This window comes from Bradyrhizobium sp. SZCCHNRI1029, from assembly GCF_032487555.1.
In the GTDB taxonomy this organism is placed as follows: domain Bacteria; phylum Pseudomonadota; class Alphaproteobacteria; order Rhizobiales; family Xanthobacteraceae; genus Bradyrhizobium.
Genome location: NZ_JAUEUK010000012.1, coordinates 16,901 through 39,750 on the forward strand (window position 1 = coordinate 16,901; position 22,850 = coordinate 39,750).

Sequence of the window (22,850 nt, forward strand, 5' to 3'; positions counted from 1 at the left end):
CGGCGGCCGGGCCATCGCTTCGTCTCTTGCTTGTGGGTTTGCTAGGCACCATCTTAGCACGCCATGAGCGACATCCAGGCCCAGCTTTCGGTTCTGAAGCAGACCGCCGATCCGGCCGTTGCGGACGCGATCACACGGTTGATTGAGGCGGGTGAAGATCACGAACTCAACCGTATCAATGCCCTGGAGTTCTCGGCGCGCGCCGGTCTCGATGAAGAACGGGTTATTTCCGGGTTCCTGCATGCTGCACGGATCGGCTTGTTCGATCTGACTTGGAACGTGCTCTGTCCTGGCTGCAGCGGCGTGCTGGATGCGCACGCCACGCTGAAATCTCTCCGCCATGACGATTACCATTGCGGACTATGCGCTTGCGGCTACGAGCCTTCCATCGACGAGCAGGTCGAAGTTGCTTTCACCGTGAGCTCCAAGGTCAGGAGCATCGCCGCTCACGATCCGAACACGCTGCCGCTCTGGGAGTATTACAAGCAGGTCTTCTGGAGTTCCGGGATCGACCTCGACCGGGAGACTTTTGCCTCGCTCAGCGAAGAAGTGACGCTTGATGCGCTCGAGCTGCCAGCCGGTGAAAAGGCCGTGCTCTCGCTGCAGCTCCCATCCGATTTCATCATCATCTTCGAACCGGTGACGCATTCTGCGCATTTCATCGACGTTCAGGGCGAGCCCACCAGGGAACGCCAGCAGCTCGGACTACTATTCAACAGGGCGCATCCTCCGACCGGATCGATCACGTTGCGTCCAGGCCCGCTGCGACTGGCGCTCGACAATCAGGCCGGCGTACGGACGCTGCCGACCGTCTTCGTTGCCGGCGATGCGCTCCACCATCTCCTTGGCAAGCGCCGGCCTTTCCTGACCGCCAAGCGCATATTATCCAACCAGACCTTCCGCGACGTGTTCAAGGCGGACAATCTCAACATCGACCAGCGGCTGAAGATCACCTCGCTGACCTTCCTGTTCACCGACCTCAAGAGCTCGACCGCGCTGTATGAGCGTGTCGGCGATCTCGCGGCCTTCGACCTGGTGCGCGCCCATTTCCGCGCGCTGCTGGAGATCATCAACGCCGAGAAGGGCGCGGTGGTGAAGACGATCGGCGACGCCGTGATGGCGACCTTCGTCAAGCCCGAGCATGCGCTCGCCGCCGGCCTGCGCATGCGCGCGGCGATGCAGCGGCTCAATGCCGAGCGCGGCACCGAGGACCTCGTGGTCAAGATCGGCATTCACGAGGGGCCGTGTCTCGCGGTGATGCTGAACGACCGCCAGGACTATTTCGGCCAGACCGTCAACATCGCCGCCCGCGTGCAGAGCCTGTCGACCGCGCAGGAGATCCATCTCACCGCGCCCGTGATCGAGAGCCCCGGCGTCGCCGACATCCTGCGGGGCGCGAAGATCGCGCCAATCCAGAAACAGGCTGCGCTGCGCGGCATCGCCGACCGCATGATGGTGTACGAAATCCCCTGAGCCTTACCGAAATGTCATGCAGTCCGAAGGTCGCAGCGGATTGCCGGCACAGCGTGGCATTCGCATATAGTGAGCAGTCGCCGGCCGGTTTGCGGTCCACTACGGATCTGACAACGAAAGGACGCCATGCTCGAAGGATTGCGCCAATTCATCGCCGACGTCGTTTCGCCGCACGAGACCCCGGCGTTCGACGACAATGGCTATCAGCTCGCGGCGACGGCGCTGCTGATCCACGTCATCTCGCTGGACGGCGAGCCGAGCGAGATCGAACGGCGCAAGCTGCATGGCCTGATCGAGCTGCGCTTCGGGCTCGACCCCGGCAGCGCCGACCGGCTGATCGCCCAGGCCATGCTGGCGGAGGGCGACGCTGTCGATCTCTATCGCTTCACCAGCGTGATCATGCGCGAGGTCGACGAAGCCGGCCGCCTGCGCATCGTGGAGATGATGTGGGAGCTGGTCTTTGCCGACGGCAAGGTGACGGAGTTCGAGGACAATGTGGTCTGGCGCGCCTCCGAGCTGCTCGGCATCTCCACGCATGACCGCGTCGACCTCAAGCACCGGGTGGCGTCGCGGAAGTCCGGCGCCCCTGCTTGAACCGCCTGGCTCCGGGCGGAACCGACTTCATGCGGAGATGAACAAACTTTAATTTTGTTTCCGAACCCCCCCGTTCATGTAAACCCATGTGAATCTGAGGCTATTGCCGCAATCCCGCGCAAGGCCATGGAGCACGGTGTCTTGCATGTTCCCGTCCCGCTATGCTCTCGTCCGCCGCGATTGGATGATGTGCGGATTGTGATCGAAGAGCAGGATCGTGGGTGAACGTGTCACGCTCGTAACAGGTGCCTCGGCCGGGATCGGCAGCGAGTTGGCGCGCGTATTTGCCGCGAACGGGCACCGGCTCGCATTGACGGCCCGGCGCGAAGACCGGCTCGCGGCGCTGGCCCAGGAGATCGCCGCCAAGGGCGGCCCGGCGCCGCTGGTGATCCCCTGTGACCTCACCTCCTCCGACGCCGGCGCGACCATCGAGGCTGCGCTGTCGGCTGCCGGCCTGGAGCTGGAATATCTCGTCAACAACGCCGGCTTCGGCCTGTTCGGCAAGGCGGTACAGCTCGACCGCGCCGAGCAGCTCGACATGATTTCCGTGAACGTTCGCGCCCTGACCGAGCTGTCGCTGCGCTTTTCCGAGCAGCTGATCCGCAACAAGGGCGGCATCCTCAATCTGGGCTCTGTGGCCGGGTTCCTGCCGGGTCCCGGCATGGCCGTCTATTACGCCTCCAAGGCGTATGTGATCTCGTTCACCGAGGCGCTGCGCAAGGAGCTGGCGCCGCATGGCGTCCGGGTCACGGTGCTATGTCCCGGTCCGGTGCCGTCGGAATTCCAGGACCGCGCCGGCTTCAAGCCGGGCGTGGATTCGGTGATCCTCAACGTCTCGCCCAAGGCGGTGGCGGAAGCGGGCTATCGCGGCTTGATGGCCGACAAGCGCGTGGTGCTGCCCGGGCTCGGCATCAAGATCGTGCCGTTCATGCTGCGCTGGTTCCCGCGCGGCTTCATCCTCGCCGCGGTCGGCCGGCTGCAGCTGAAGCGGACCTGATCGCGCTGGCCCGGCGCTTGCTTTGCAATGTGCGCTCGCTCACGCGCCGTTAACCTTTGCTTAGCTATGATCGCCAGGTGATGCTCAGGCAAGACCCTTCGCTCCATCCGAACGGGCCCCAGGCCGACGTTCGGCAGCTCCATCCGAAGCCGGCCATGGCGGCTGCGCCGCAGCGGCCCGTCCTCATCATCCTGCACCAGGAAACGTCGAGCCCCGGCCGGGTCGGCAATGCGCTGCGCGCCCGCGGCTATCCGCTCGACATCCGCCGGCCGCGGTTCGGCGATCCGCTGCCGGAGACGCTCGATGGGCATGCGGGTGCCGTAATTTTCGGCGGTCCGATGAGCGCGAACGATCCGGACGACTTCGTCCGCCGCGAGATCGACTGGATCGAGGTGCCGCTGCGGGAGCAGCGTCCGTTTCTCGGGATCTGCCTGGGCGCGCAGATGCTGGCGATCCAGCTCGGCGCCCCGGTTGCGCCGCATCCAGAGGGGCGCGCCGAGATCGGCTATTATCCGATCCGCCCGACCCGGGCCGGGCGCAAGCTGTGCCCGCATTGGCCCGATCACGTCTATCACTGGCACCGCGAGGGCTTCGATCTGCCCGATGGCGCCGAGCTGCTCGCCGAGGGTGGCGACTTTCCGGTGCAGGCCTATCAATACCAGAACGCGACCGGGCTACAGTTCCACCCCGACGTGACCTACGCGATGATGTGCCGCTGGACCACGCGCGGTCATGCCCGGCTGGACACGCCCGGCGCCCGTCTGCGCCACCATCATTTCGAGGGCCGCGCCGTGCACGATGCGGCCGAGCGAGCGTGGCTGGCGCAGTTTCTGGATGGCTGGCTGATGCGCGAGCCGGTGGCGGCGATGGCCGAGGCGGCGGAGTAGGACGGGCGTCCTGGTCAGTCCGTTGTTGGGCATCTTTGCCATCCAGCCCGCCGTCGCCCTTCGGGCTCTGGCGCGGCAACCTTCGCACGCTTCGCTATTCATTTGCTGAAGCGGCTTGCCGAGCCGAAGCTCGCGAAGCGAGCGAAGGTTGGTGGAGCCAGGCGGGATCGAACCGCCGACCTCGTCATTGCGAACGACGCGCTCTCCCAGCTGAGCTATGGCCCCGTAACACGACCGCCTCGATGTTGGGAAAAGGCAGCCGGCAGATCGGGCGCCATTTACAGTGGGTGCCGAGGTCAAGTCAAGAACGGTCACATCGTCCGTTAGCCTTGACGGGCACCTTCCCTTGTTTGCGCCGGGGGGAACCGATATCTACCGGTCGTCACAGGTCGAATTCGCGACCTCGCCCCCCGAGTGGACCCGCATGCGTGCCGTTCTCGACATCGTTCTGATCGTTCTCGACCTCTATGTCTGGCTGCTGATCGCCTCGGCGATTCTGTCGTGGCTGATCGCCTTCAACGTCGTCAACACGCGCAATCAGTTCGTCTCCGCCGTGGCCGAGTTCCTGTACCGAATCACCGAGCCGGTGCTGGCGCCGATCCGGCGCATGCTGCCCAATCTCGGCGGCCTCGACATCTCGCCGATCATCCTGATCCTCATCATCATGCTGATTCAGCGGGTGATCACCTACTACATCTATCCATTCGTGTTCTGACCGCCACGCCGTTCGCCATGGATCCCTGGCGCGCCGCTGCTGATGGTCTCACCGTCGCGCTGCGTGTGACGCCGCGCGGCGGCCGCGACGCGATCGACGGCGTCGAAACGCTGTCCGACGGCCGCAACGTGCTCAAGGTCCGCGTCCGGGCCATCGCGGATGGCGGCGAGGCGAATCGCGCGGTGACAGAGCTGCTCGCCAAGGCGATCGGCGTCACCAAGGCCTCGGTGCGAATCACCTCTGGCACCACCTCACGGCTAAAACAGGTCGCCATCGACGGCGATCCGTCCGCGCTCGATCAGGCCTTGCGCGACCTCCTTGCAGCCCATAAGCGGACCGGGAAACAACGACAATAGACGCAAGAAGTGCGAGCCGAGGTCTTTCGGCTTCGCAAGCGGCGATCTTCACCCTCCCCTGGAGGGGGAGGGTCGCCTCACGGTGAGCGAAGCGAGCGTGAGGCGGGGTGGGGTGATCTCTCCACCGGTACCGGCATCCGTGGCTTCACCCCACCCCGCTCGCCCGCTTCGCGTGCGATCGACCCTCCCCCTCCAGGGGAGGGTGGGAGCACGCGGCCAGCGTCTTGCTCGATGAACAGCCTTTGAACCGAGGATAGAGCAAAATGACCGCGCGCATCATCGACGGAAAGATCATTGCAGCCGACCTGCGCGCGCAGGTCGCCCGTGAGGTCGAGCGGGTCAAGCGCGACCATGGCCTGACACCGGGCCTCGCCGTGGTGCTGGTCGGCAACGATCCGGCGTCCGAGGTCTATGTCCGCAGCAAGCATACCCAGACCCAGGCGGCCGGCATGGCCTCGTTCGAACACAAGCTGCCGGCCGACGTGTCGCAGGACGAGCTGCTGGCCTTGATCGGCAAGCTCAACCGCGATCCCGCCGTACACGGCATCCTGGTGCAGCTGCCGCTGCCGAAGGGGCTGGAGACCGAAGTCGTGATCAATGCGATCGATCCGGCCAAGGACGTCGACGGGCTGCATCCGCACAATGCCGGCCGTCTCGCCGGCGGCCAGCCGGCGCTGGCGCCGTGCACTCCGCTCGGCTGCATCATCCTCAGCAAGACCGTGCATGGCTCGCTGGAGGGCATGAACGCGATCGTGATCGGCCGCTCGAACCTGGTCGGCCGTCCGCTGGTCCAGCTCCTGCTGAACGAGAACGCCACGGTGACGATCGCGCATTCGCGCTCGCGCGACCTGCCGGCGCTGACCGCGCGCGCCGATCTGGTCTACGCCGCCGTGGGCCGCCCGGAGATGGTGAAGCGCGACTGGATCAAGCCGGGCGCGACCGTGATCGACGTCGGCATCAACCGTATCCCGACGGCGGAGGGGAAGACGAAGCTGGTCGGCGACGTCGCCTATGCCGAGGTGGCGGAGGTCGCCGGCGCGATCACGCCGGTGCCCGGCGGCGTCGGCCAGATGACGGTGGCCTGCCTTCTGGTGAACACGCTGCGCGCCGCCTGCGCGATCGCCGGGCTGCCGAAGCCGGCCGTCTAGGCCTTAGCCCGCGGCGGCTTCCAGCAGCCGCCGATAGAAGCGGATCATGTCGGCATAGCCCTCGACCGACAGCCGCTCATTGGTGCCGTGGAAGCGCTTGAGATCCTCCGTCGTCGCGCGCAGCGGCGAGAAGCGGAAGATGCTGTCGGCAATGCCCGCATAGTGGCTCGAATCGGTGCCGGCGACCATCAGGCCGGGCGCCACCACCGCGTCGCTGAAGATCTCGCGAATGGTCCGGTTCACGAGCTGATAGGACGGTCCGGCGGTCGAGGTGACCGGCGGGGGCTCGCGGTTGCCGCGCAAGGACGTGATCGAGATGCGGTCGTTGGCCACGGTCTGCCTGACGTGGTCGATGATGCCCGCCTCGGTGTCCCCCGGCAGCAGCCGGAAATTCACGGTGGCGGAGGCGTTGCCCGGCAGCACGTTGTCCTTGTCGCCCGCGTTGAAGATGGTCAGCGCGGTCGTCGTACGGACCATCGCTTCGGCCGGACCGCTCTTGGCGAACTCGCCGAACAGCAGCGGTTTGGTCAGCCAGAGATTGGACAGCACGGCGCGGTTGATGCCGGTCATTTCCGGCGCCAGCGTATCAAACATCTCGCCGACCGTGCCGTCGATGCGCATCGGCAGCCGGTTGGCCTCGAGCTTCGCCAGCGCCGCACTCATCATGCCGATCGCGGTGTCCCGCGGCGGCATCGAGGAATGCCCCGGGGTGGCCTTGGCCGTCAGCACCAGGCTCGCATAGCCCTTCTCGGCAACACCGACCAGTGCCGCCGGCTTGTCGAGGCCCTTGATGCCGCCCTCCGAGATCAGCAGGCCCTCATCGATGACGAAGTCCAGCCGGACGTTGCGGGCGGCGAGGACGGCCGAGATGGCCTTGGCGCCCCGGGTGCCGCCGACCTCCTCGTCGTGACCGAAGGCGAAATAGATCGTGCGCTTCGGCTTGAAGCCGGCCTTGATCAGCGCCTCGGCCGCCTCCAGCATCGCATACAGATTGCCCTTGTCGTCCCAGGCGCCGCGGCCCCAGACGAAGCCGTCTTTGACGACGCCGGCAAACGGCGGCACGGCCCAGTCGGGCTCGGTGCCCGGCGCGACCGGCACCACATCCTGATGGGCCAGCAGCGCAATCGGCCTGGCCGCCGCATCCGAGCCCTTCCACAGGTACAGCAGGCTGTGCCCGGCCACGACCTCCTGTGTCGCGGCCGCATGAAAGGCCGGGAAGCTTGCCTCGATATGGGCCTTGAGCGCCGCGAAGGCATCGGCATTCAGCTCGGGATCGTCGGAGCTCGAAATCGTGCGAAAACGAACCGCCGCCGCGAGCCGCTGCGCCGCGGCCTCGGCATCGATGCTGATCTTCGGCAGCGCCGCGACATCGAGCTGCCGGGAGCCATGGCGAAACATGTTGACCAGCACGAGCGCGACGAGCGCCGCGCCTGCCGCCAGGATGAGAAGACCAAGGTATCGAAGGGACCTGAGCAGGCGGCGCATTGCAGAACGCTCCAAGACAAGACGGCGCCGCAGATCCTATCTGCGACGCCGTGAAACTGCTCGGAGCGGACTCGAAAGTCCATCGCCTGGAGCCGCGAAGCGCTGCGTTTGGAGCTTCCGCGCGCCCTACTTCTTCGCCGCCTTGGCGCGCGCGATGCCCTCGGCGATCAGCTGATGGGCGTCGTCGGCATTGCCCCAACGCAGCACCTTGACCCACTTGCCGGGCTCGAGGTCCTTGTAGTGCTCGTAGAAGTGCCGGATCTGCTGCAGCGTGATGTCCGGCAGGTCCGAATAGGTGCGGACCTTGTCGTAGCGCTGGGTCAGCTTCGAGGACGGCACCGCGATGATCTTCTCGTCGCCGCCAGCCTCGTCCTCCATCAGCAGCACGCCGACCGGGCGCACGCTCATGACCGCGCCGGGCACGATCGCACGCGTATTGGCGACCAGCACGTCGCAGGGGTCGCCGTCATTGGACAGCGTGTGCGGGATGAAGCCGTAATTGCCGGGGTAGCGCATCGCCGTATAGAGGAAGCGGTCGACGAACAGCGTGCCGGCTTCCTTGTCGAGCTCGTACTTGATCGGCTCGCCGCCGACCGGCACTTCGATGACGACGTTGACCTCGCGCGGCGGATCTTTCCCGATCGGGATGGCGTCGATGCGCATGGATGCTCCGTAGAACTTGAACGTTTGAGAACTTGAACGTTGAGGGTCGGACGCTCGACAGGCAAGCGCTGGCATTCGCAGTCGCAAAAAAATCGCGGCTGCGCAACAGCTACCTCAAGCCAACACTTTCAGTTCAATTCCAGTTCAATTCGGCGGCGCGTTAACGTTTAACGCGCCCGGAGCACGGCCGGCCCAGGCTCAGTTGGTCCAGGCAAAGGCAACCTTGTCGAGCGACTTCGGCCCGAAGCGCTCCGACGACCGCGCGACCATCCGGCCGCCCAAGGCGCGGTAGAACTCGGTGGCAGGATCGTTGTCGGACAACGCCCATACCACCATGCTCTTCAGGCCGCTCTGCGCGAGGTCGCGCTTGGCGGACTGGAAGAGCCGGCGACCGAACCCCAGCCCCTGAAATTCCGGTCGCAGATAAAGCTCGTAGACTTCACCGTCGAAGTGCAGGCTGCGGGCGCGATTGCGGCCGTAATTCGCATAGCCTGCGACCTTGTCGTTGAACACCAGCACGCTGACGCGGCTGCCTTTGCGGATCGCGCTGTCCCACCATTGGGGGCCGCGCCGGTTGATCAGCTTCTCCAGCTCTGCGCCAGGGATGATTCCCTGGTAGGCGGAACGCCAGGCTTCATCATGGGCTGACGCCACCGCAGCCGCATCTGCAGCCTTGGCCGGACGGACTTCGATCAGGGTTGTGCTCATGAGCGGATCAAAGCAAGTCGGCGGTCCGCCTTCAAGGTGCCACGTTAAAGATCGGTTAACCTGTGGACTTTCGGCATCACCGTGGCGGAAAGCTGTGCCGAAAAGGGACAAATTCGCAACATTGTTGAGGGTCGACGGTGCCCCGTCACCGCAGGTTCATACCACGAACTAAAAACTGCAACTCACTCGCGGTGGGCTCGGCTAGTGTGGCCGGAGCTCAACAACTTCCCGCCCGGCTGAATGCTGCTGCTTCGCTGCCTCTCATGGTTGATGGCGCTCGTCCTCGCGGGATCGAACGCCTGGGCACAGACATTCGGCCCGGCCTCGCCGGAAGGCGAGCCGGCCCGGCTGCAGCAATGGCTGGTGCCCTCGACCGAGCCTGGACTCCCCGCGCATGCGCTGCTGTATCGGCCTGCCGGTGACGGACCGTTTCCGCTGGCGCTGATCGCGCATGCCTCGACACAGAATGCGTTGCGGCGCGCGCAGCTGCCGCAGCCGAGCTACACGGCGATGGCCAGCGAGCTGGTCGCGCGCGGCTATGCGGTGCTGGTGCCGGAGCGGCTCGGGCATGGCCGTACCGGCGGCCCCTATGTCGAGGATCAGGGCGCGTGCGAAAATCCGGACTACGAGAAGGCGGGACGTGCCACGGCCACGCAGATCTCGCGCGCGCTTGCCTTCATGCGCGATCAACCATTCGTCGCCAAAGGCGGCGCACTTGTGGTCGGTCACTCGGCCGGCGGCTGGGGCGCGCTGGCGCTCGCCGATCAGCCCCGGCAGTTCGTTTCGAGCATCATCGTGTTCGCGCCCGGCCGTGGCGGCCATGCCGACGAGGTGCCAGGGCGCGTCTGTGCAGAGGCGCGCCTGCTCGATACGGCCCGCGCATTTGGACGCGGCGCGCGCGTGCCGGTCACGTGGCTGGTCGCGGCCAATGACAGCTACTTTCCACCACCGCTTTCGCGTCGGCTTGCGGAGGCCTTCGACTCGGCCGGAGGCCGGGCGGACTTCAAGCTGTTGCCAGCGTCCGGCGAGGAGGGGCATTGGATGATCGAGCGCGACGACGGCGTGGCACTGGCGGCGGATTTGCTGTCGCGGGCGCTGACAACGACACGTCGATCGACGCATCCGATGCCGCCGAACTAGCAGGACACGATGACGCTGTATTTCCTTGTCAAATATCTCCACGTGCTCGGCGCCATCGTCATTCTCGGCACCGGCACGGGGATCGCATTCTTCATGCTGATGGCGCATCTGAGCGGCGAGGCCGCGTTCATCGCGCGCACCGCAGGCGTCGTCGTCATTGCCGACATGCTGTTCACGCTCTCGGCGGTGCTGCTGCAACCAGTCACCGGCGGCACCTTGATGTGGCTGTCGTCGACGGCGATGACCGAGCGCTGGCTGCTCACCTCGCTCGCGCTCTACGCCGTCGCCGGCCTGTTCTGGGTCCCCGTGATCTTCATGCAGATCGAACTGCGCGACCTCGCCCGTGCTGCTGATATCAGCGCCCAGGCGCTGCCGCCGCGCTACTTCATCGTCTTCCGCCGCTGGTTCCTGTGCGGCATCCCCGGTTTCGGCGCGGTCATGGCCACTCTCTGGCTGATGATCGCAAAGCCGTTCTGACGAGACGCGCATGATCACGTCAACCAACCCCCGCATCCTCGTGCTTGGCGCCTCCGGCCTGATCGGACGCTTCATCACCGACGATCTGCGCCAGCGCGGCTGTGCGACGGTCGGTGTGGCGCGCGCGTTCTCGCCATCACAACGCACGTCACCGTTCGACATCGAGCTGCCTATCATGGCGCTCGATGCGCCGGCTTTGGCGAGTCTGATCCGCGCCCACGAGATCGACGTCGTCGTCAACTGCCTCGGCGTCCTGCAGGATGGTCCGGGCAGCGATACCGCTGCCGTGCATCGTGAGTTCGTCGCGCGCGTGCTCGCAGCGATCACGGCCTGCGGCCGTCGCGTACGCTTCATTCACATCTCGATCCCCGGCACGGCCGATCAGGATCGCACCGCCTTCGCGACCACCAAGCGCGAGGCGGAGCAGTTGATTGCATCCTCAGACATTCCCTACGCCGTCCTGCGCCCGGGCTTCGTGATCGCGCCATCGGCCTATGGCGGCAGCGCGATGGTCCGCGCGCTCGCGGCGCTTCCGGTCGACCTGCCGGCGAGGGATGCGGCGACGCCGTTCCAGCCGGTGGCGGTGGCGGACATCGCCGCGACCATCGCCTGGCTCGCGATGCGGCCGATCGATGACGAGGCGACGCGCGCGGTGAGCTGGGACCTGATGCAGCCCGAGGCGGTGACGCTTGGCGACGTCGTCGATGCGTTTCGGCGCAGTTTCGGCACGACGGATTGGCCACGCGTTGCCGTGCCCGCACCACTGATCAATCTCGGCGCTTTCGCCGGTGACCTCTGCAGCCGGCTCGGCTGGATGCCGCCGATGCGCACCACCGCGATCGCCGAGCTTCACCGCGGGGTGCACGGCGATCCCGCACCATGGATCGCGGCAACCGGCATCACCCCCACGCCGCTGGACGCCGTCGGCGCGCGTGGCGCCACCATTCAGGACAAATGGTTCGCGCGGCTGTTCCTGATCAAGGCACTGATCATCGCGAGCCTCGTGCTGTTCTGGGTCGCATCGGGGTCGATTGCACTGTTCGTCTCGTTCCCGGCGACCACGGCGGTCCTGACCACGCGCGGCTGGCCGGAAGGCTTTGCGACTCCGTTCGCGGCGATCACCAGCATGATGGATATTTCGGTCGGCCTATTGATCGCATTCCGCAGGACCGCAGCATTCGGGCTCGCCGCCGGCACCCTCGTCTCGCTCGGCTACATGCTCGGCTGCGCGATCCTCACGCCCGATCTCTGGCTCGAGCCGCTCGGCGCCCTGGTGAAGACGGGACCTGCGATCGTGCTGATGCTGGTCGCGCTGCTCATGATGGACAATCGCTGATGACCAACTGGCCCGACGATGACGTGATCCTCTACGACGGCGTCTGCGTGTTCTGCTCCCGCTGGGTGCAGTTCGTGATCGCGCGCGACACCGCCAGGCGCTTCCGCTTCACGCCGATCCAGTCGCCCTACGGCACCCGGCTGGCACAGGCCTTCGGCATCGATCCCCAGGACCCCGACACCAACGCGGTCGTGCATGGCGGCAAGGCGCATCTGAAATCCGATGCTGCGCTGACCGTATTGTCGAACCTGCCGGGCTGGGGCTGGACGCGCGCGCTGCGCGCCATTCCGAAGCCGCTGCGCGATGCGGTCTATGGCGTGGTCGCACGCAACCGCTACCACATCTTCGGCAAATACGAATCCTGCTTCGTGCCGGATGCCGAGCTGCGCAAGCGGGTGCTGGAGTCGTGATCCGGTCGGCGGTGAGATGCGGCCACGAGCGCCGATTAATCGATTGAACCGAATGATACGTGCGATATAATCTGTTGGATCGATTGGTCACAGCATGAAATTCTCTTCCTCGCACTTGGTTTGGGAGAGATTTCCATGGCTGCCCCCTCGCACGATCTGATCGCAGATGCGCCCGTTGCCATTCATCATCGACCTGCGCACGCGCCCGCGACGCCGGCGGCACCGACGCTGCTGCCCGGGCTCGCGCTGTCCGCGGCGCTCGCGGCCGGCGCCTTCGGGCTGCGCCTGCTGCCGGGCCTCGGCCTGTTCAGCCCGATGATCCTGGCGATCGTGGCAGGGATGGCGCTGCACAACGTGGTCGGCACACCGGCGCGGGCCAAGCCCGGCGTCGCCTTCTCGATGCGTCGCGTACTGCGGCTGGCGATCATCCTGCTGGGCCTGCAACTGACGGCGACGCAGATCGTCGAGGTCGGCGCGCGTGGTCTCGCCGTGATCGCGCTGAGCCTCACCGGCACCTTCCTGTTCACGGTGTGGATGGGACAGCTGCTCGGCGTCAATCGCAAGCTGGCGGAGCTGATCGCCGCGGGCACCTCGATCTGCGGTGCGTCCGCCGTGATCGCGACCAACACGGTCACGCGCGCCCATGACGAGGACGTCGCCTATGCGGTGGCCTGCGTCACGGTGTTCGGCTCGATCGCAATGTTCATCTATCCGCTGCTTCCGGCGCTGCTGCATCTCGACGCGCACGCCTTCGGCCTGTGGAGCGGCGCCTCCATTCACGAGATCGCCCAGGTGGTCGCGGCCGCGTTTCAGCAGGGCCAGCAGGCCGGCGAGTTCGGCACCATCGCCAAGCTGGCCCGCGTGATGCTGCTGGCGCCGGTCGTGCTCACGCTCGGCCTGCTGGCAACGCGGCGTGCGCGCCATGGCGGCGAGACCCGAGGCAATGCGCAGCCGCCACTGCCCTGGTTCGTGTTCGGCTTCATCGCGCTGGTCGGCCTCAACAGCGTGATCAGCATTGCCGCCGAGATGAAGACGGTGATCGTGACGGCGACCACGTTCCTGCTGTCGATGGCGCTGGCCGCGATGGGACTGGAAACGGATTTCGCCAAGCTCAAGGCCAAGGGCCTGCGGCCGCTGGCGCTGGGCCTGCTCGCCTTCCTGTTCATCGCAGGCTTCAGCCTGGCCCTGGTGAAGCTCACCACATAGGACGCCTGTGACGCTCGAACAGCTCAGGATCTTCGTTGCGGTCGCAACCCGCGAGCACGTCACGCAGGCGGCGCGCGACCTCAATTTGACCCAGTCGGCGACATCGGCGGCTGTGGCCGCGCTCGAAGCGCGCTACGAGACCAGGCTGTTCGATCGCGTCGGACGCCGCATCGTGCTCACGGCGACCGGGAAGGCGTTTCTCGTCGAAGCGAAGGCGGTGCTGGCGCGCGCGGCCGCCGCCGAGACCGTGCTGAACGATCTCGCCGGCCTGAAGCGCGGGCAGCTGGCGCTGGCGGCCAGCCAGACCATCGCGGGCTATTGGCTGCCGGCCTTCATTCACCGCTTCAGTGCCGCGCATCCGGCGATCAGGCTGCAGCTGTCGATCGGCAATACCGAGCAGGTCGCGACCCAGGTCCGCGAGGGCTCTGCCGATCTCGGCTTCGTCGAGGGCGATGTCGACGATCCCGTGCTCACGGTTCAGCCGGTCGCGCAGGACAACATGGTGCTGGTCGGTCCGATCGATCATCCGCTGTGCCGCGGAAGGTCAGTGACAACCAGCGACCTGAAGACGGCGCGCTGGGTGTTGCGCGAGCAGGGCTCCGGCACGCGCGCCGCGCTCGAAACAGCGCTTGGCCGCTTCGGAATCACCCCGGCCGAGCTCGATGTGGTGTTCGACCTGCCGTCCAACGAGGCCGTGCGCGGCGCCGTCGAAGCCGGCGCCGGCGTCACGGTGCTGTCGCGCCTCGTGGTCATGCGCGCCGTCAAGGCCGGGCTGCTCGCCGTCGCCAACATCGAGCTGCCCAAGCGGCACTTCTACAGCCTGCGCCACAAAGAGCATCACCAGACGCAGGCCGCGCGGGAGTTTCTGCGGATGGTGGGGGAGACGCATTGATTGGGGCACGTCATCGCGAGCGCAGCGAAAGCGATCCGGAAATCCCACCGCGGTGACAGTCTGGACTGCTTCGCTGGGCTCGCAATGACGATCGATGGACTAGCGCCTGGTTAATGACGCCAGAGCTTCCCGCGCCGCGCGCTCACCGCTGTCACGCGCGCCATGGGCAGTCGAGAAGAAATCCGAGGGCGTCGCCTCGCCGGCGAAGAACAGCCGATCATCAACCGGCGCGGCCAGCACGGCGCGCTTGTCGGCATGTCCGGGCAGTGCATGCGAATAGGCGCCGCGCGCGAACGGGTCGGCGCCCCAGCGGGACTCGGCGAGCGGACGGAGGCTGTTGCGGATGTCGTTGCCGACCAGGGCCGCGATGTCGTCGATCGCCTGCGCCGCCAAGGCCCCCTCGCCCGCCGCCTCGATCTCGCGGGCGAAGCTGCCGCCATAAAAACCTTCGATGCAGGGCTGGCCGAACGGGCGCAGCTGGAAGCTGCCGACCCGCGCGGTGTGGCTGCGGCCGCGCATGCCCGAATCCCTCGGCAGGTGCTCCCAGCCGTCGAGCGCCAGCGTCACCTTGTTGTCCAGCCCGAGTGGCAGGCCGATAGCGGCTTCGACCTTGGCAGGCAGCGCCGGCGTGAAACGGAGCGCTTCGTCGGCGATGAGATTGGTCGGCACGGTCACGATGACCTTGTCGGCCGTCAGCGTGCCCTGTGACGTCGTCAGGCGGATGCGCCTGTCGCCACGGTCGATCAGCGTCACGTTGCAGTCGAGCACGATCGGCAGGTCCGCACCGTAGGCTGCAACGAGGGCGCCATAGCCGCGGCGGATCCGCCAGTTCAGCTCGGTGTCCTCATAGGCCTCGAAGTCGAGCAGCGACATCTGCTCCAGCTCGCAGCCGTTGAGATAGGTGCAGATCGCGTCGATCATGCCGTTCCAGCGATTGCCGGGCTCGAGGCAGATGCTCGCAGGCGCATCGCGGCCGCTCTTGGCAGCCTCCGCGGTACGCATGAAGAACGCCTCCAGCGCGCGGATGAATTCTTCGCGCTCTTCGCGCGGGAATGCCGCCTCATAGGCCTGATCGCGCCAGGGCGGCCGGCTGGTGTCGATAGTGAAAGCAAGCTGCTCGGCAATGCCGACGAACGAGTTGCGATCAGCCGAATGCAGCCAGCCGCAGCCGAGATCGAAGGTGACATCAGGCGAAGCCATGATGGTGTGAGCGCGGCCGCCGATGCGGTCGCGGGCCTCCAGGACGATGAACGAGACGCCCTTGTCCTGCAGCGCATGTGCCGCGCCGAGGCCCGCGGCACCCGCGCCGATGATGGCGATGTCGATGGAGGATGGGAAAGACATTGGCTCATCCAACTCCGTCGTCATGCCCGGCCTTGTGCCGGGCATCCACGTCGTCCTCGCAAGCCCCAAAACGTGGATGGCCGGGACAAGCCCGGCCATGACGCATTTGAGAATGGAGGGCGGAAATTAGGCCACCGCTTCCTTCTGCTTCTCGGCGCGCTTGCGCTCGTTCGGATCGAGATGCTTCTTGCGCAGCCGGATCGACTTCGGCGTGACCTCGACCAGCTCGTCGTCCTCGATATAGGCGAGCGCCTTTTCCAGCGTCATCTTGATCGGCGGCGTCAGGCGGACTGCCTCGTCCTTCGACGTGGTGCGGATGTTGGTGAGCTGCTTGCCCTTCAGGACGTTGATCTCGAGATCGTTGTCGCGGGTGTGCTCGCCGACGATCATGCCGCGATAGACCTTCCAGCCCGGCTCGATCATCATCGGGCCGCGGTCCTCCAGCTTGAACATCGCGTAGGCCACCGCCTCGCCCTGGTCGTTGGAGATCAAGACGCCGTTGCGGCGGCCGGCGATCTCGCCCTTGAACGGGGCATAGCCGTGGAACAGGCGGTTCATGATCGCGGTGCCGCGGGTGTCCGTGAGCAGCTCGCCCTGATAGCCGATCAGGCCGCGGGTCGGCGCGTAGAACACCAGCCGCAGGCGGTTGCCGCCGGACGGGCGCATCTCGATCATCTCGGACTTGCGCTCGCTCATCTTCTGCACGACGACGCCGGAATGCTCCTCGTCGACGTCGATCACGACCTCCTCGATCGGCTCCAGCCACGCGCCGGTGGCCTCGTCCTTCTGCAGCACCACGCGCGGACGCGACACCGACAGCTCGAAGCCTTCGCGGCGCATGGTCTCGATCAGGATCGCGAGCTGCAATTCGCCGCGGCCCGACACTTCCATGGCGTCCTTGTCGGCGGATTCGACGACGCGCAGCGCGACATTGCCCTCGGCCTCGCGCAGCAGGCGGTCGCGGATCATGCGGCTCGTGACCTTGTCGCCTTCGGTGCCCGCCAGCGGCGAGTTGTTGACGATGAAGGACATCGACACGGTTGGCGGGTCGATCGGCTGCGCCGGGAGCGGAGTCTCGACCGAGGGATCGCAGAACGTGTCGGCGACGGTGCCCTTGGTCAGGCCCGCGATGGCGACGATGTCACCGGCCTCGGCCTCGTCGAGCGGCACGCGCTCGATGCCGCGGAACGCGAGAATCTTGGAAATACGGCCCTGCTCGACGACCTTGCCTTCGGCGTTCAGCACCTTCACGGCCTGGTTGGGCTTGATGCTGCCCGAGGTGATGCGGCCGGTGATGATGCGACCCAGGAAGTTGTTGGCCTCCAGGATGGTGCCGATCATGCGGAACGGTCCCTCTTCGACCGACGGCGCCGGCACATGGCGCAGCACCAGGTCGAACAGCGGCTGCATCCCGGCGTCCTTCGGACCTTCCGGGCTCTCGGCCATCCAGCCCTGCTTGGCCGAGCCGTACAGGATCGGGAAGTCGAGCTGCTCCTCGGACGCGTCGAGCGCGGCGAACAGGTCGAACACCTCGTTGATGACCTCGGTCGGACGGGCGTCGGGACGGTCGACCTTGTTGATGACGACGATCGGCTTGAGGCCGACCTTGAGCGCCTTGGAGACCACGAACTTGGTCTGCGGCAGCGGGCCCTCGGCGGCGTCGACCAGCACCAGGGCGCCGTCCACCATGTTCAGGATGCGCTCGACCTCGCCGCCGAAATCGGCGTGGCCGGGAGTGTCGACGATGTTGATGCGGGTGTCCTTCCACTGCACCGAGGCGGCCTTGGCCAGGATGGTGATGCCGCGCTCGCGCTCCAGATCATTGGAGTCCATGGCGCGCTCGGCGACCTTCTGGTTCTCGCGGAAGGTACCCGACTGCTGCAGGAGACGATCAACCAGGGTGGTCTTGCCGTGGTCGACGTGGGCGATGATGGCGATGTTGCGAAGATTCATGGTCGGTGTCTTCTAAGCTTTCTCAAGAGCTCGTGCTCTGTCCCCGGCGGGGCGCGCGCTTTGTTATAGTCGAATCAAGCTGTTAGCTTTGCGACGCGCGCTCGCGAAACTCGTTCGGCGGCAGGGGCCGGCAGCCCCAAATAGGAAGCCCGGCCAATCGACCGGGCAGACCTCACGCGTTGCGGCGCAATATAGGCAAAAAATGCCAAAAAACAATGACTGCTTTCAGGAACGAGGAGCGGTTTCCGAGCGGCTGGCTAACGCCTCCGCGACCGCACGCTTCCGGGCAGCGCGGGAGAAGACGAGACCAACCACTCCGACCGGCAATCCCACGAGGACCAGCGCTGACAGCCAACGCGGTTGGCTGGTGTCTGTGCGCGGAAAGTCACTGGCGCCTGCAGGCTCAGCCCGCCGCGGCCTGCTCGGTCGGATAGACGCCGCGCAGGACCTCCTCGAAATGGGTCTTCACGGCCTCGTTGCACAGGCAGGAGCGGCGCTTCAGCGCGTCGAAGTCCCGCACCATGAAGGCGCCGCGGCGGGTTTCGAGAATGCCCTCGGCCCTGAAGGTCTGGACAACCCGGCTGACGTAGCTGCGGCCGACGCCCAGCAGCGTTGCCAGCTGCTCATGCGTCAGCGGCACGATCGGCTCGCCATCGGTACGGTCCATCGCGGCCACGATCCACTTCGCCGTCCGCTGCTCGATCGAATGGATTGCGTTGCAGGCGGTCGACTGGAACATCTGCGCCAGCATGCAATCGGCGTAGCGCGCGAACACGTTGCGCAGCGTCTTGGATTGCAGCTTGGCGGCCGCCAGGCGGGACAGCGGCAGCCGTGCGAACGGGCCGCCGAACTTGACGACGATCCGCGTGTAGGCCGGCAGGAAACCCTCGCTGACGATCCCGCCGACGGCGCCCTCGCGGCCGACCAGGATGGTCTCGACGTCGCGGCCATCCTCATTGGGAACGAGATAGGACGTCAGCGCCGGCCCGCAGGGAAAATGCACGATCTGGACGTCGTCACCCGGACTGTAGAGCAGCTCGTTCGGCGTTGCCTCGTCCTCCACCAGATACGGTGAGATCAGCGCGTAGTCGGCCGGACTGAGCCGCCGCAGCAGGTTGTTGTAGGGCCGCTCCCGGCTCAGCGTGGTCACACCTTGGCTCAGCATCGTCATCCCCGTGCGCAACGCATGTGCGTGATCCGTGCACCTTGTGTTCACAAGTGCACCGACACAGGAACTCTGATATGCTGCCTTGGTTCCAGGAACCCGCCAGCGCGCTCGAGAGGAGGCGCCGGCCGCGGGGTCCATCCCTCATCCTGGAACCCGCAGATCCCATGACCAGCTCGCAATCAGGCGTGCCCGAGTTCTATCAGCATGTGCTGGTCGTCGAAGACGACCCCATCATTGCGCTCGGACTGGAAGACACGATCACCGACCTCGGCGTTCCCGACATCAGGATCGCAGCCGACGTCGCAACCGCGCTCGCCATGATCGCCGAGCGCGTCCCGCAATTCGCGCTGCTCGATGTCGGCCTGGTCCGCGAAAAGAGCTTTGCGATTGCCGAGCGGCTGACGGCGCTCGGCATTCCCTTCGCATTCTCGACCGGCTATGGCGCCGACCGCGTGCCACCCGCATTCGCCGACCGGCCGCGGCTGCCGAAGCCTTGCCCGACCGAGGCGCTGGAGGCGGCGCTGCGGCGACGCGATTAGTTGCCGTCGCCGCACGCGGTCGTCTTGCCGCCGAACAACGAGACCTCAGCCCAGCTTCGGATCGAGCGTGGTCGACCACAGCGCGACGTCGGCGCGATCCCGCAGGGTCACGGTCATCTGGCCCGTGGCGCCTTCGATCTTGACGTGGCCGAAGAACTGCATGCCGGCCGACGGCGGCAGATTCTGCTTGTCGAGGCCGGGCGCCTTGATGAAGCGCACCTCGGGGCCGAAGGTGTTGTCGAGCTCGTTCGGACCGAACGTGCCGGCATGCAGCGGGCCGGAGACGAACTCCCAGAACGGCTCGAAGTCCTGAAACTGCGCCTTGTTCGGATCGTAATAATGCGCGGCCGCGTAATGCACGTCCGCCGTCAGCCACACCGTGTTCTGGATCGGCGCGGTCTTGATGAAGCGCAGGACCTCGGCAATCTCGAGCTCGCGGCCGCGCGCCGGGCCGTCACCCTGGGCGATGGCTTCCGAGCCCTTCTTGTTGGCCGCGTCGTCATAGACGATGATGCTGAGCGGCATGTCGGAGGCGATCACCTTCCAGGTCGCGCGGGAATTGAGCAGCGCCTGCTTCAACCAGCGCATCTGCTCCGGCCCGATGAAGTAGGACGCCGGACCATACTTGTCCTCGAGATTGGGACCGTTGGCGCCGCGGTAGCTGCGCTCGTCGAGCACGAACACGTCGAGATGCGGGCCATAGTTGATGGTGCGATAGACTCGGCCCGGCTCGATGATGCTCTCGCGCATCGGATACATCTCGTGGAAGGCGCGCGCCGCGCGGGCCGCGAGCAACTGGATGTTGCGCTCCTTGTAGGCGGCGGGCAGCTCCTTGGACGCCGACCAGTTGTTGGTGACCTCGTGATCGTCCCACTGCACGAAGATCGGCACCTCGGCATTGAAGGCGCGAACATTCTCGTCGAGGAAATTGTATTTGTGGGCGGCACGAAATTCGTCGAGCGTCTCGGCGACCTTGGCCTTCTCTTCCACGGTGAGGTTCTTCCACACCTTGTTGTCCGGCAGCTTCACCTCGGACTTGATCGGACCGTCGGCGTAGATGGTGTCGCCGGAGTGCAGGAAGAAGTCCGGGCGGTGCTTCTTCATCGTCGAGAAGGTGAACATGCCGCCATCATCGGGATTGATGCCCCAGCCCTGCCCCGCCACGTCGCCGCCCCAGACGAACGAGACGTCGCGCTTGTTGCCTGGCGCGGTGCGGAAGCGGCCGGCCACGGCCTCGCTTTCGACCGCGGTATGCGACAGGTCGCGGAACTTGACACGGTAGAAGATGTCCTGGCCGCTCGGAAGGCCGTCGATCAGCATCTTGGCCGTGAAGTCGCTTTCCGGAAGCGCGGCAATCGGAGGCAGCGTACGCGCGTCCTTGAACGATTCGGTGGTCGCCACCTCGACCAGCATCTGCGACGGCCGGTCGGCGCGCGCCCAGACCACGCCACCATCCATGCCGACGTCGCCGGACTGCACGCCATGCGTGATCTGCGGCCGGTCGGCGGCGCGGCTCAGATAGGGCATCGCCAGCGTCGTGACGCCGGCTGCGGCGGCCGTCGACAGGAAGCGGCGGCGGGACAGGGCTGTGTGCGATCGAGGAATGCGAAGCGTCATGCGGATCTCCTGGTCGGATCGCGCGCGGGAGCCGGCGCGAGCCACGGCCCGGCAGACCTAGAAAAGATTGATGACGCTGGAATTACAATCGCGCCGTGGACAGCGCGTGACGCGGCCGCAGGGCGAACATGGTCCGCCCTCAGGTGCCGGCGGCACGCAACTGCGCGCCGGTTCGCTGCAGATTGGCGGGCATGCTCATCAGGATGAGCTTGCGATCGGCCACCGCGTTGTGGAACTGCTCGAGCGCGATGTTGAACGCGGTCAACGCCGCGTGCTCGATTGCACCGTCCTCGAAGCAGGTCAGCGTGTTGCGCAGGATCTCGTCGGCCTCGCTCTGCAGCTGGTCGAGCTCCTCGGTCGAATCGCTCTTGCGCGCGATCGTGATCATCTCCAGCAGACGATCGCGCAGCGAGGTGTTGATGGTGCGTTCGTCGCGCTTGAGATAGCCGGCGAACCACGCACCGGCCGAACCCATCGCCGAAAGCGCCATCAGGCCCCACCAGATGTAGTCGCTGTAGCGGTCGAGGAATGTCTTCTCCTCGCCGTTGATGAACGCCGCCGCGCCGGGATGCGCCGGAATCGCGGCGTCCTTGTCGGTGTCGGGGGTCTCGATCTTGGCAGCCAGCGGGAACTCCGACAGCAATTGCTGGCGCACCGAAAACAGCTGATGGGTGAACGCGGACACGGTCGAATCCGACAGGCCTTTGCGCGCCACGATGTGGTGGTTGAAGCTGATGGTCTTCACCTCGTCCTCGGGACGATCGGGCGAGCCGCCAAACGCGCCGGCGGGAATTTCGGTCGATTCATATTCGGGGTGGTTCTGCGCGATCGCTTCGGCCGAATCGATCGCCAGGAAGGTCGGCGTGCCGCCGTCCTTGGTAGCAGCGGCGATCGCATCCGCCGTGATCTTGCTATTGATGGGTCCGGCCGCAAGATAGACGTCCGCCCGCTGGTTGCGCACGGCTTCGGCGGCCTCGGTGATCGGGACTTGGACGATCTCGACCTTGCTGGCGTCGACGCCGTACTGATGCAGGATCACCTTCAGCAAATTGGCGTTCGCCGGGGTCCGACCGATGATGCCGACCTTGTGGCCCGCGAGCTGGGAGATCTTGGTGATCTTGGCGCCCTTGCGACCCTTGCCCTTGCCGCCCGGAGGCACCCAGAGCACGGCGACGTTCTTGCGCAGCGTCGCCACGGCCTGCGCGTTCTTTGGGACCTCGAGGTCACCCCGGACGATCGCGAGATCAACCTTGCCTGCGGCCAGCGCCTGCGCGCTCTGTGCGGCGCCCTCGGTCGGAACCGGCCGCAGCCTGACGGAGGCGTGCGACTGGGAAAAGGCCTGGGTCAGGGCCTGGACGACCTTCAGGTCGTCGCTGTTGGGCGGACCGACCGCGATCTTGAGCACCACGGGACGCATCGCGAAATAGTAGGCACCCGTCAAAGCGCCGACGACCGCGAGGATCCCGGCGATGACGATGAACACGGCTGGGCGCATCCGTGAGCGCTGCGCTGGCGTGGTCTGAGTATCTACCAGATCCCGTCCTCCGGTGGTCCCAGGCCCGGGCGATGCCACAGGCGGCTTCGTCTGGCCACGTCGTCCTTCAATAGAGCCGAACTGTAGCAAATTTCTTGTCCGCCCGGGGTGACATCTGCGTCATGGTTACCATCGCACCAGTCGCCGGAGGATCGGGGCAGTTCCAAGCGCCTCCGGCATCGCGCCTGTGACAAGGCTCTGATCGGGA

General features: G+C 66.0%; 22 protein-coding genes and 1 tRNA gene. 14 read left to right on the plus strand and 9 right to left on the minus strand.

What is annotated here, in order from left to right:
• The first annotated feature begins 63 nt into the window (after positions 1-63).
• From QW861_RS28080 to QW861_RS28095, 4 genes are all read left to right on the plus strand, one after another.
• Positions 64-1,473, plus strand: a complete 1,410-nt coding sequence (locus QW861_RS28080) for an adenylate/guanylate cyclase domain-containing protein (protein ID WP_315750559.1) — start codon at positions 64-66, stop codon at positions 1,471-1,473.
• Positions 1,474-1,599: 126 nt separating this feature from the next.
• A complete protein-coding gene (locus tag QW861_RS28085; RefSeq protein ID WP_315716731.1) occupies positions 1,600-2,067 on the plus strand; it encodes a TerB family tellurite resistance protein in 468 nt (155 codons plus the stop codon).
• Positions 2,068-2,284: 217 nt separating this feature from the next.
• Positions 2,285-3,064, plus strand: coding sequence for an SDR family oxidoreductase (locus QW861_RS28090; RefSeq protein ID WP_315750558.1), 780 nt, complete (start codon positions 2,285-2,287; stop codon positions 3,062-3,064).
• An 80-nt stretch (positions 3,065-3,144) separates the two neighbouring features.
• A complete protein-coding gene (locus QW861_RS28095) occupies positions 3,145-3,951 on the plus strand; it encodes a glutamine amidotransferase (RefSeq protein WP_315750557.1) in 807 nt (268 codons plus the stop codon).
• A 149-nt stretch (positions 3,952-4,100) separates the two neighbouring features.
• Here the strand turns inward: QW861_RS28095 and QW861_RS28100 are convergent.
• Positions 4,101-4,176 (minus strand) — tRNA-Ala (locus tag QW861_RS28100).
• 199 nt (positions 4,177-4,375) lie between these two features.
• Here QW861_RS28100 and QW861_RS28105 point away from each other — a divergent pair.
• The 3 genes from QW861_RS28105 to folD all read left to right on the plus strand — a co-directional run bounded on the left by QW861_RS28105 (position 4,376) and on the right by folD (position 6,170).
• The gene (locus tag QW861_RS28105; protein ID WP_315716734.1) at positions 4,376-4,666 is read left to right on the plus strand and encodes a YggT family protein; all 291 of its coding nucleotides are present in this window, start codon (positions 4,376-4,378) and stop codon (positions 4,664-4,666) included.
• 17 nt (positions 4,667-4,683) lie between these two features.
• Positions 4,684-5,022, plus strand: a complete 339-nt coding sequence (locus tag QW861_RS28110) for a DUF167 domain-containing protein (protein WP_316193768.1) — start codon at positions 4,684-4,686, stop codon at positions 5,020-5,022.
• Between the two features lie 263 nt (positions 5,023-5,285).
• Entirely contained in the window at positions 5,286-6,170 is an 885-nt protein-coding gene (gene folD / locus QW861_RS28115; RefSeq protein WP_316166433.1) for a bifunctional methylenetetrahydrofolate dehydrogenase/methenyltetrahydrofolate cyclohydrolase FolD, read from the plus strand.
• 3 nt (positions 6,171-6,173) lie between these two features.
• Here folD and QW861_RS28120 read toward each other — a convergent pair whose 3' ends face one another.
• The 3 genes from QW861_RS28120 to QW861_RS28130 all read right to left on the minus strand — a co-directional run bounded on the left by QW861_RS28120 (position 6,174) and on the right by QW861_RS28130 (position 9,026).
• A complete protein-coding gene (locus QW861_RS28120) occupies positions 6,174-7,655 on the minus strand; it encodes a M20 family peptidase (protein ID WP_316193769.1) in 1,482 nt (493 codons plus the stop codon).
• Positions 7,656-7,781: 126 nt separating this feature from the next.
• Positions 7,782-8,318: an inorganic diphosphatase gene (gene ppa / locus QW861_RS28125; protein WP_315716738.1), complete on the minus strand. Its 537-nt coding sequence runs from the start codon at positions 8,316-8,318 to the stop codon at positions 7,782-7,784.
• A 198-nt stretch (positions 8,319-8,516) separates the two neighbouring features.
• Complete coding sequence (locus QW861_RS28130) at positions 8,517-9,026, minus strand: GNAT family N-acetyltransferase (protein ID WP_006611902.1); 510 nt, start codon at positions 9,024-9,026, stop codon at positions 8,517-8,519.
• 240 nt (positions 9,027-9,266) lie between these two features.
• Between QW861_RS28130 and QW861_RS28135 the strand changes: the two genes are divergently transcribed.
• From QW861_RS28135 to QW861_RS28160, 6 genes are all read left to right on the plus strand, one after another.
• Positions 9,267-10,166, plus strand: a complete 900-nt coding sequence (locus tag QW861_RS28135) for an alpha/beta hydrolase family protein (RefSeq protein ID WP_316193771.1) — start codon at positions 9,267-9,269, stop codon at positions 10,164-10,166.
• Between the two features lie 9 nt (positions 10,167-10,175).
• Positions 10,176-10,643, plus strand: a complete 468-nt coding sequence (locus QW861_RS28140) for a DUF2269 domain-containing protein (protein ID WP_316193773.1) — start codon at positions 10,176-10,178, stop codon at positions 10,641-10,643.
• Positions 10,644-10,653: 10 nt separating this feature from the next.
• On the plus strand, positions 10,654-11,979 hold the full coding sequence (locus QW861_RS28145) for an SDR family oxidoreductase (RefSeq protein ID WP_316193775.1): 1,326 nt from the start codon (positions 10,654-10,656) through the stop codon (positions 11,977-11,979).
• Entirely contained in the window at positions 11,979-12,389 is a 411-nt protein-coding gene (locus QW861_RS28150) for a thiol-disulfide oxidoreductase DCC family protein (protein ID WP_315716742.1), read from the plus strand. The genes QW861_RS28145 and QW861_RS28150 overlap by 1 nt, the downstream gene beginning before the upstream one ends.
• A 135-nt stretch (positions 12,390-12,524) precedes the next feature.
• Positions 12,525-13,595, plus strand: a complete 1,071-nt coding sequence (locus QW861_RS28155; protein WP_410052340.1) for a YeiH family protein — start codon at positions 12,525-12,527, stop codon at positions 13,593-13,595.
• Positions 13,596-13,602: 7 nt separating this feature from the next.
• Positions 13,603-14,487 carry a LysR family transcriptional regulator gene (locus QW861_RS28160; protein WP_315750550.1) on the plus strand — a complete coding sequence of 295 codons (885 nt, stop codon included), beginning with the start codon at positions 13,603-13,605 and terminating at the stop codon, positions 14,485-14,487.
• Between the two features lie 99 nt (positions 14,488-14,586).
• Here the strand turns inward: QW861_RS28160 and QW861_RS28165 are convergent, their stop codons facing one another.
• The 3 genes from QW861_RS28165 to QW861_RS28175 all read right to left on the minus strand — a co-directional run bounded on the left by QW861_RS28165 (position 14,587) and on the right by QW861_RS28175 (position 18,949).
• On the minus strand, positions 14,587-15,831 hold the full coding sequence (locus tag QW861_RS28165; RefSeq protein ID WP_315750549.1) for an NAD(P)/FAD-dependent oxidoreductase: 1,245 nt from the start codon (positions 15,829-15,831) through the stop codon (positions 14,587-14,589).
• 126 nt (positions 15,832-15,957) lie between these two features.
• Entirely contained in the window at positions 15,958-17,784 is a 1,827-nt protein-coding gene (gene typA / locus QW861_RS28170; protein ID WP_315716745.1) for a translational GTPase TypA, read from the minus strand.
• A 403-nt stretch (positions 17,785-18,187) separates the two neighbouring features.
• Positions 18,188-18,949 (minus strand): Crp/Fnr family transcriptional regulator, encoded by a 762-nt coding sequence (locus tag QW861_RS28175; RefSeq protein WP_315716746.1) that lies wholly within the window; start codon positions 18,947-18,949, stop codon positions 18,188-18,190.
• A 167-nt stretch (positions 18,950-19,116) separates the two neighbouring features.
• On the opposite strand from QW861_RS28175, the gene QW861_RS28180 reads away from it, so the two are divergent.
• Positions 19,117-19,491, plus strand: a complete 375-nt coding sequence (locus QW861_RS28180) for a response regulator (protein ID WP_315750548.1) — start codon at positions 19,117-19,119, stop codon at positions 19,489-19,491.
• A 45-nt stretch (positions 19,492-19,536) separates the two neighbouring features.
• On the opposite strand, the gene QW861_RS28185 is transcribed toward QW861_RS28180, so the two are convergent.
• Both QW861_RS28185 and QW861_RS28190 read right to left on the minus strand, forming a co-directional pair.
• Entirely contained in the window at positions 19,537-21,108 is a 1,572-nt protein-coding gene (locus QW861_RS28185; RefSeq protein ID WP_315750547.1) for an alkaline phosphatase D family protein, read from the minus strand.
• A 139-nt stretch (positions 21,109-21,247) separates the two neighbouring features.
• Positions 21,248-22,591, minus strand: coding sequence for a TAXI family TRAP transporter solute-binding subunit (locus QW861_RS28190; protein ID WP_315750546.1), 1,344 nt, complete (start codon positions 22,589-22,591; stop codon positions 21,248-21,250).
• Positions 22,592-22,850 lie beyond the last annotated feature (259 nt).

Excerpts from the sequence above, each read along its gene's own strand:
- QW861_RS28085 (WP_315716731.1), top strand. The coding sequence starts at position 1,600 with ATGCTCGAAGGATTGCGCCAATTCATCGCCGACGTCGTTTCGCCGCAC.
- QW861_RS28110 (WP_316193768.1), top strand. The coding sequence starts at position 4,684 with ATGGATCCCTGGCGCGCCGCTGCTGATGGTCTCACCGTCGCGCTGCGT.
- folD (WP_316166433.1), top strand. The coding sequence starts at position 5,286 with ATGACCGCGCGCATCATCGACGGAAAGATCATTGCAGCCGACCTGCGC.
- QW861_RS28185 (WP_315750547.1), bottom strand. The coding sequence starts at position 21,108 with ATGACGCTTCGCATTCCTCGATCGCACACAGCCCTGTCCCGCCGCCGC.
- QW861_RS28155 (WP_410052340.1), top strand. The coding sequence starts at position 12,525 with ATGGCTGCCCCCTCGCACGATCTGATCGCAGATGCGCCCGTTGCCATT.
- QW861_RS28180 (WP_315750548.1), top strand. The coding sequence starts at position 19,117 with ATGACCAGCTCGCAATCAGGCGTGCCCGAGTTCTATCAGCATGTGCTG.
- QW861_RS28105 (WP_315716734.1), top strand. The coding sequence starts at position 4,376 with ATGCGTGCCGTTCTCGACATCGTTCTGATCGTTCTCGACCTCTATGTC.
- QW861_RS28150 (WP_315716742.1), top strand. The coding sequence starts at position 11,979 with ATGACCAACTGGCCCGACGATGACGTGATCCTCTACGACGGCGTCTGC.
- ppa (WP_315716738.1), bottom strand. The coding sequence starts at position 8,318 with ATGCGCATCGACGCCATCCCGATCGGGAAAGATCCGCCGCGCGAGGTC.
- QW861_RS28145 (WP_316193775.1), top strand. The coding sequence starts at position 10,654 with ATGATCACGTCAACCAACCCCCGCATCCTCGTGCTTGGCGCCTCCGGC.
- QW861_RS28130 (WP_006611902.1), bottom strand. The coding sequence starts at position 9,026 with ATGAGCACAACCCTGATCGAAGTCCGTCCGGCCAAGGCTGCAGATGCG.
- QW861_RS28175 (WP_315716746.1), bottom strand. The coding sequence starts at position 18,949 with ATGCTGAGCCAAGGTGTGACCACGCTGAGCCGGGAGCGGCCCTACAAC.
- QW861_RS28135 (WP_316193771.1), top strand. The coding sequence starts at position 9,267 with ATGCTGCTGCTTCGCTGCCTCTCATGGTTGATGGCGCTCGTCCTCGCG.
- QW861_RS28140 (WP_316193773.1), top strand. The coding sequence starts at position 10,176 with ATGACGCTGTATTTCCTTGTCAAATATCTCCACGTGCTCGGCGCCATC.
- QW861_RS28120 (WP_316193769.1), bottom strand. The coding sequence starts at position 7,655 with ATGCGCCGCCTGCTCAGGTCCCTTCGATACCTTGGTCTTCTCATCCTG.
- QW861_RS28080 (WP_315750559.1), top strand. The coding sequence starts at position 64 with ATGAGCGACATCCAGGCCCAGCTTTCGGTTCTGAAGCAGACCGCCGAT.
- QW861_RS28095 (WP_315750557.1), top strand. The coding sequence starts at position 3,145 with ATGCTCAGGCAAGACCCTTCGCTCCATCCGAACGGGCCCCAGGCCGAC.
- typA (WP_315716745.1), bottom strand. The coding sequence starts at position 17,784 with ATGAATCTTCGCAACATCGCCATCATCGCCCACGTCGACCACGGCAAG.
- QW861_RS28165 (WP_315750549.1), bottom strand. The coding sequence starts at position 15,831 with ATGTCTTTCCCATCCTCCATCGACATCGCCATCATCGGCGCGGGTGCC.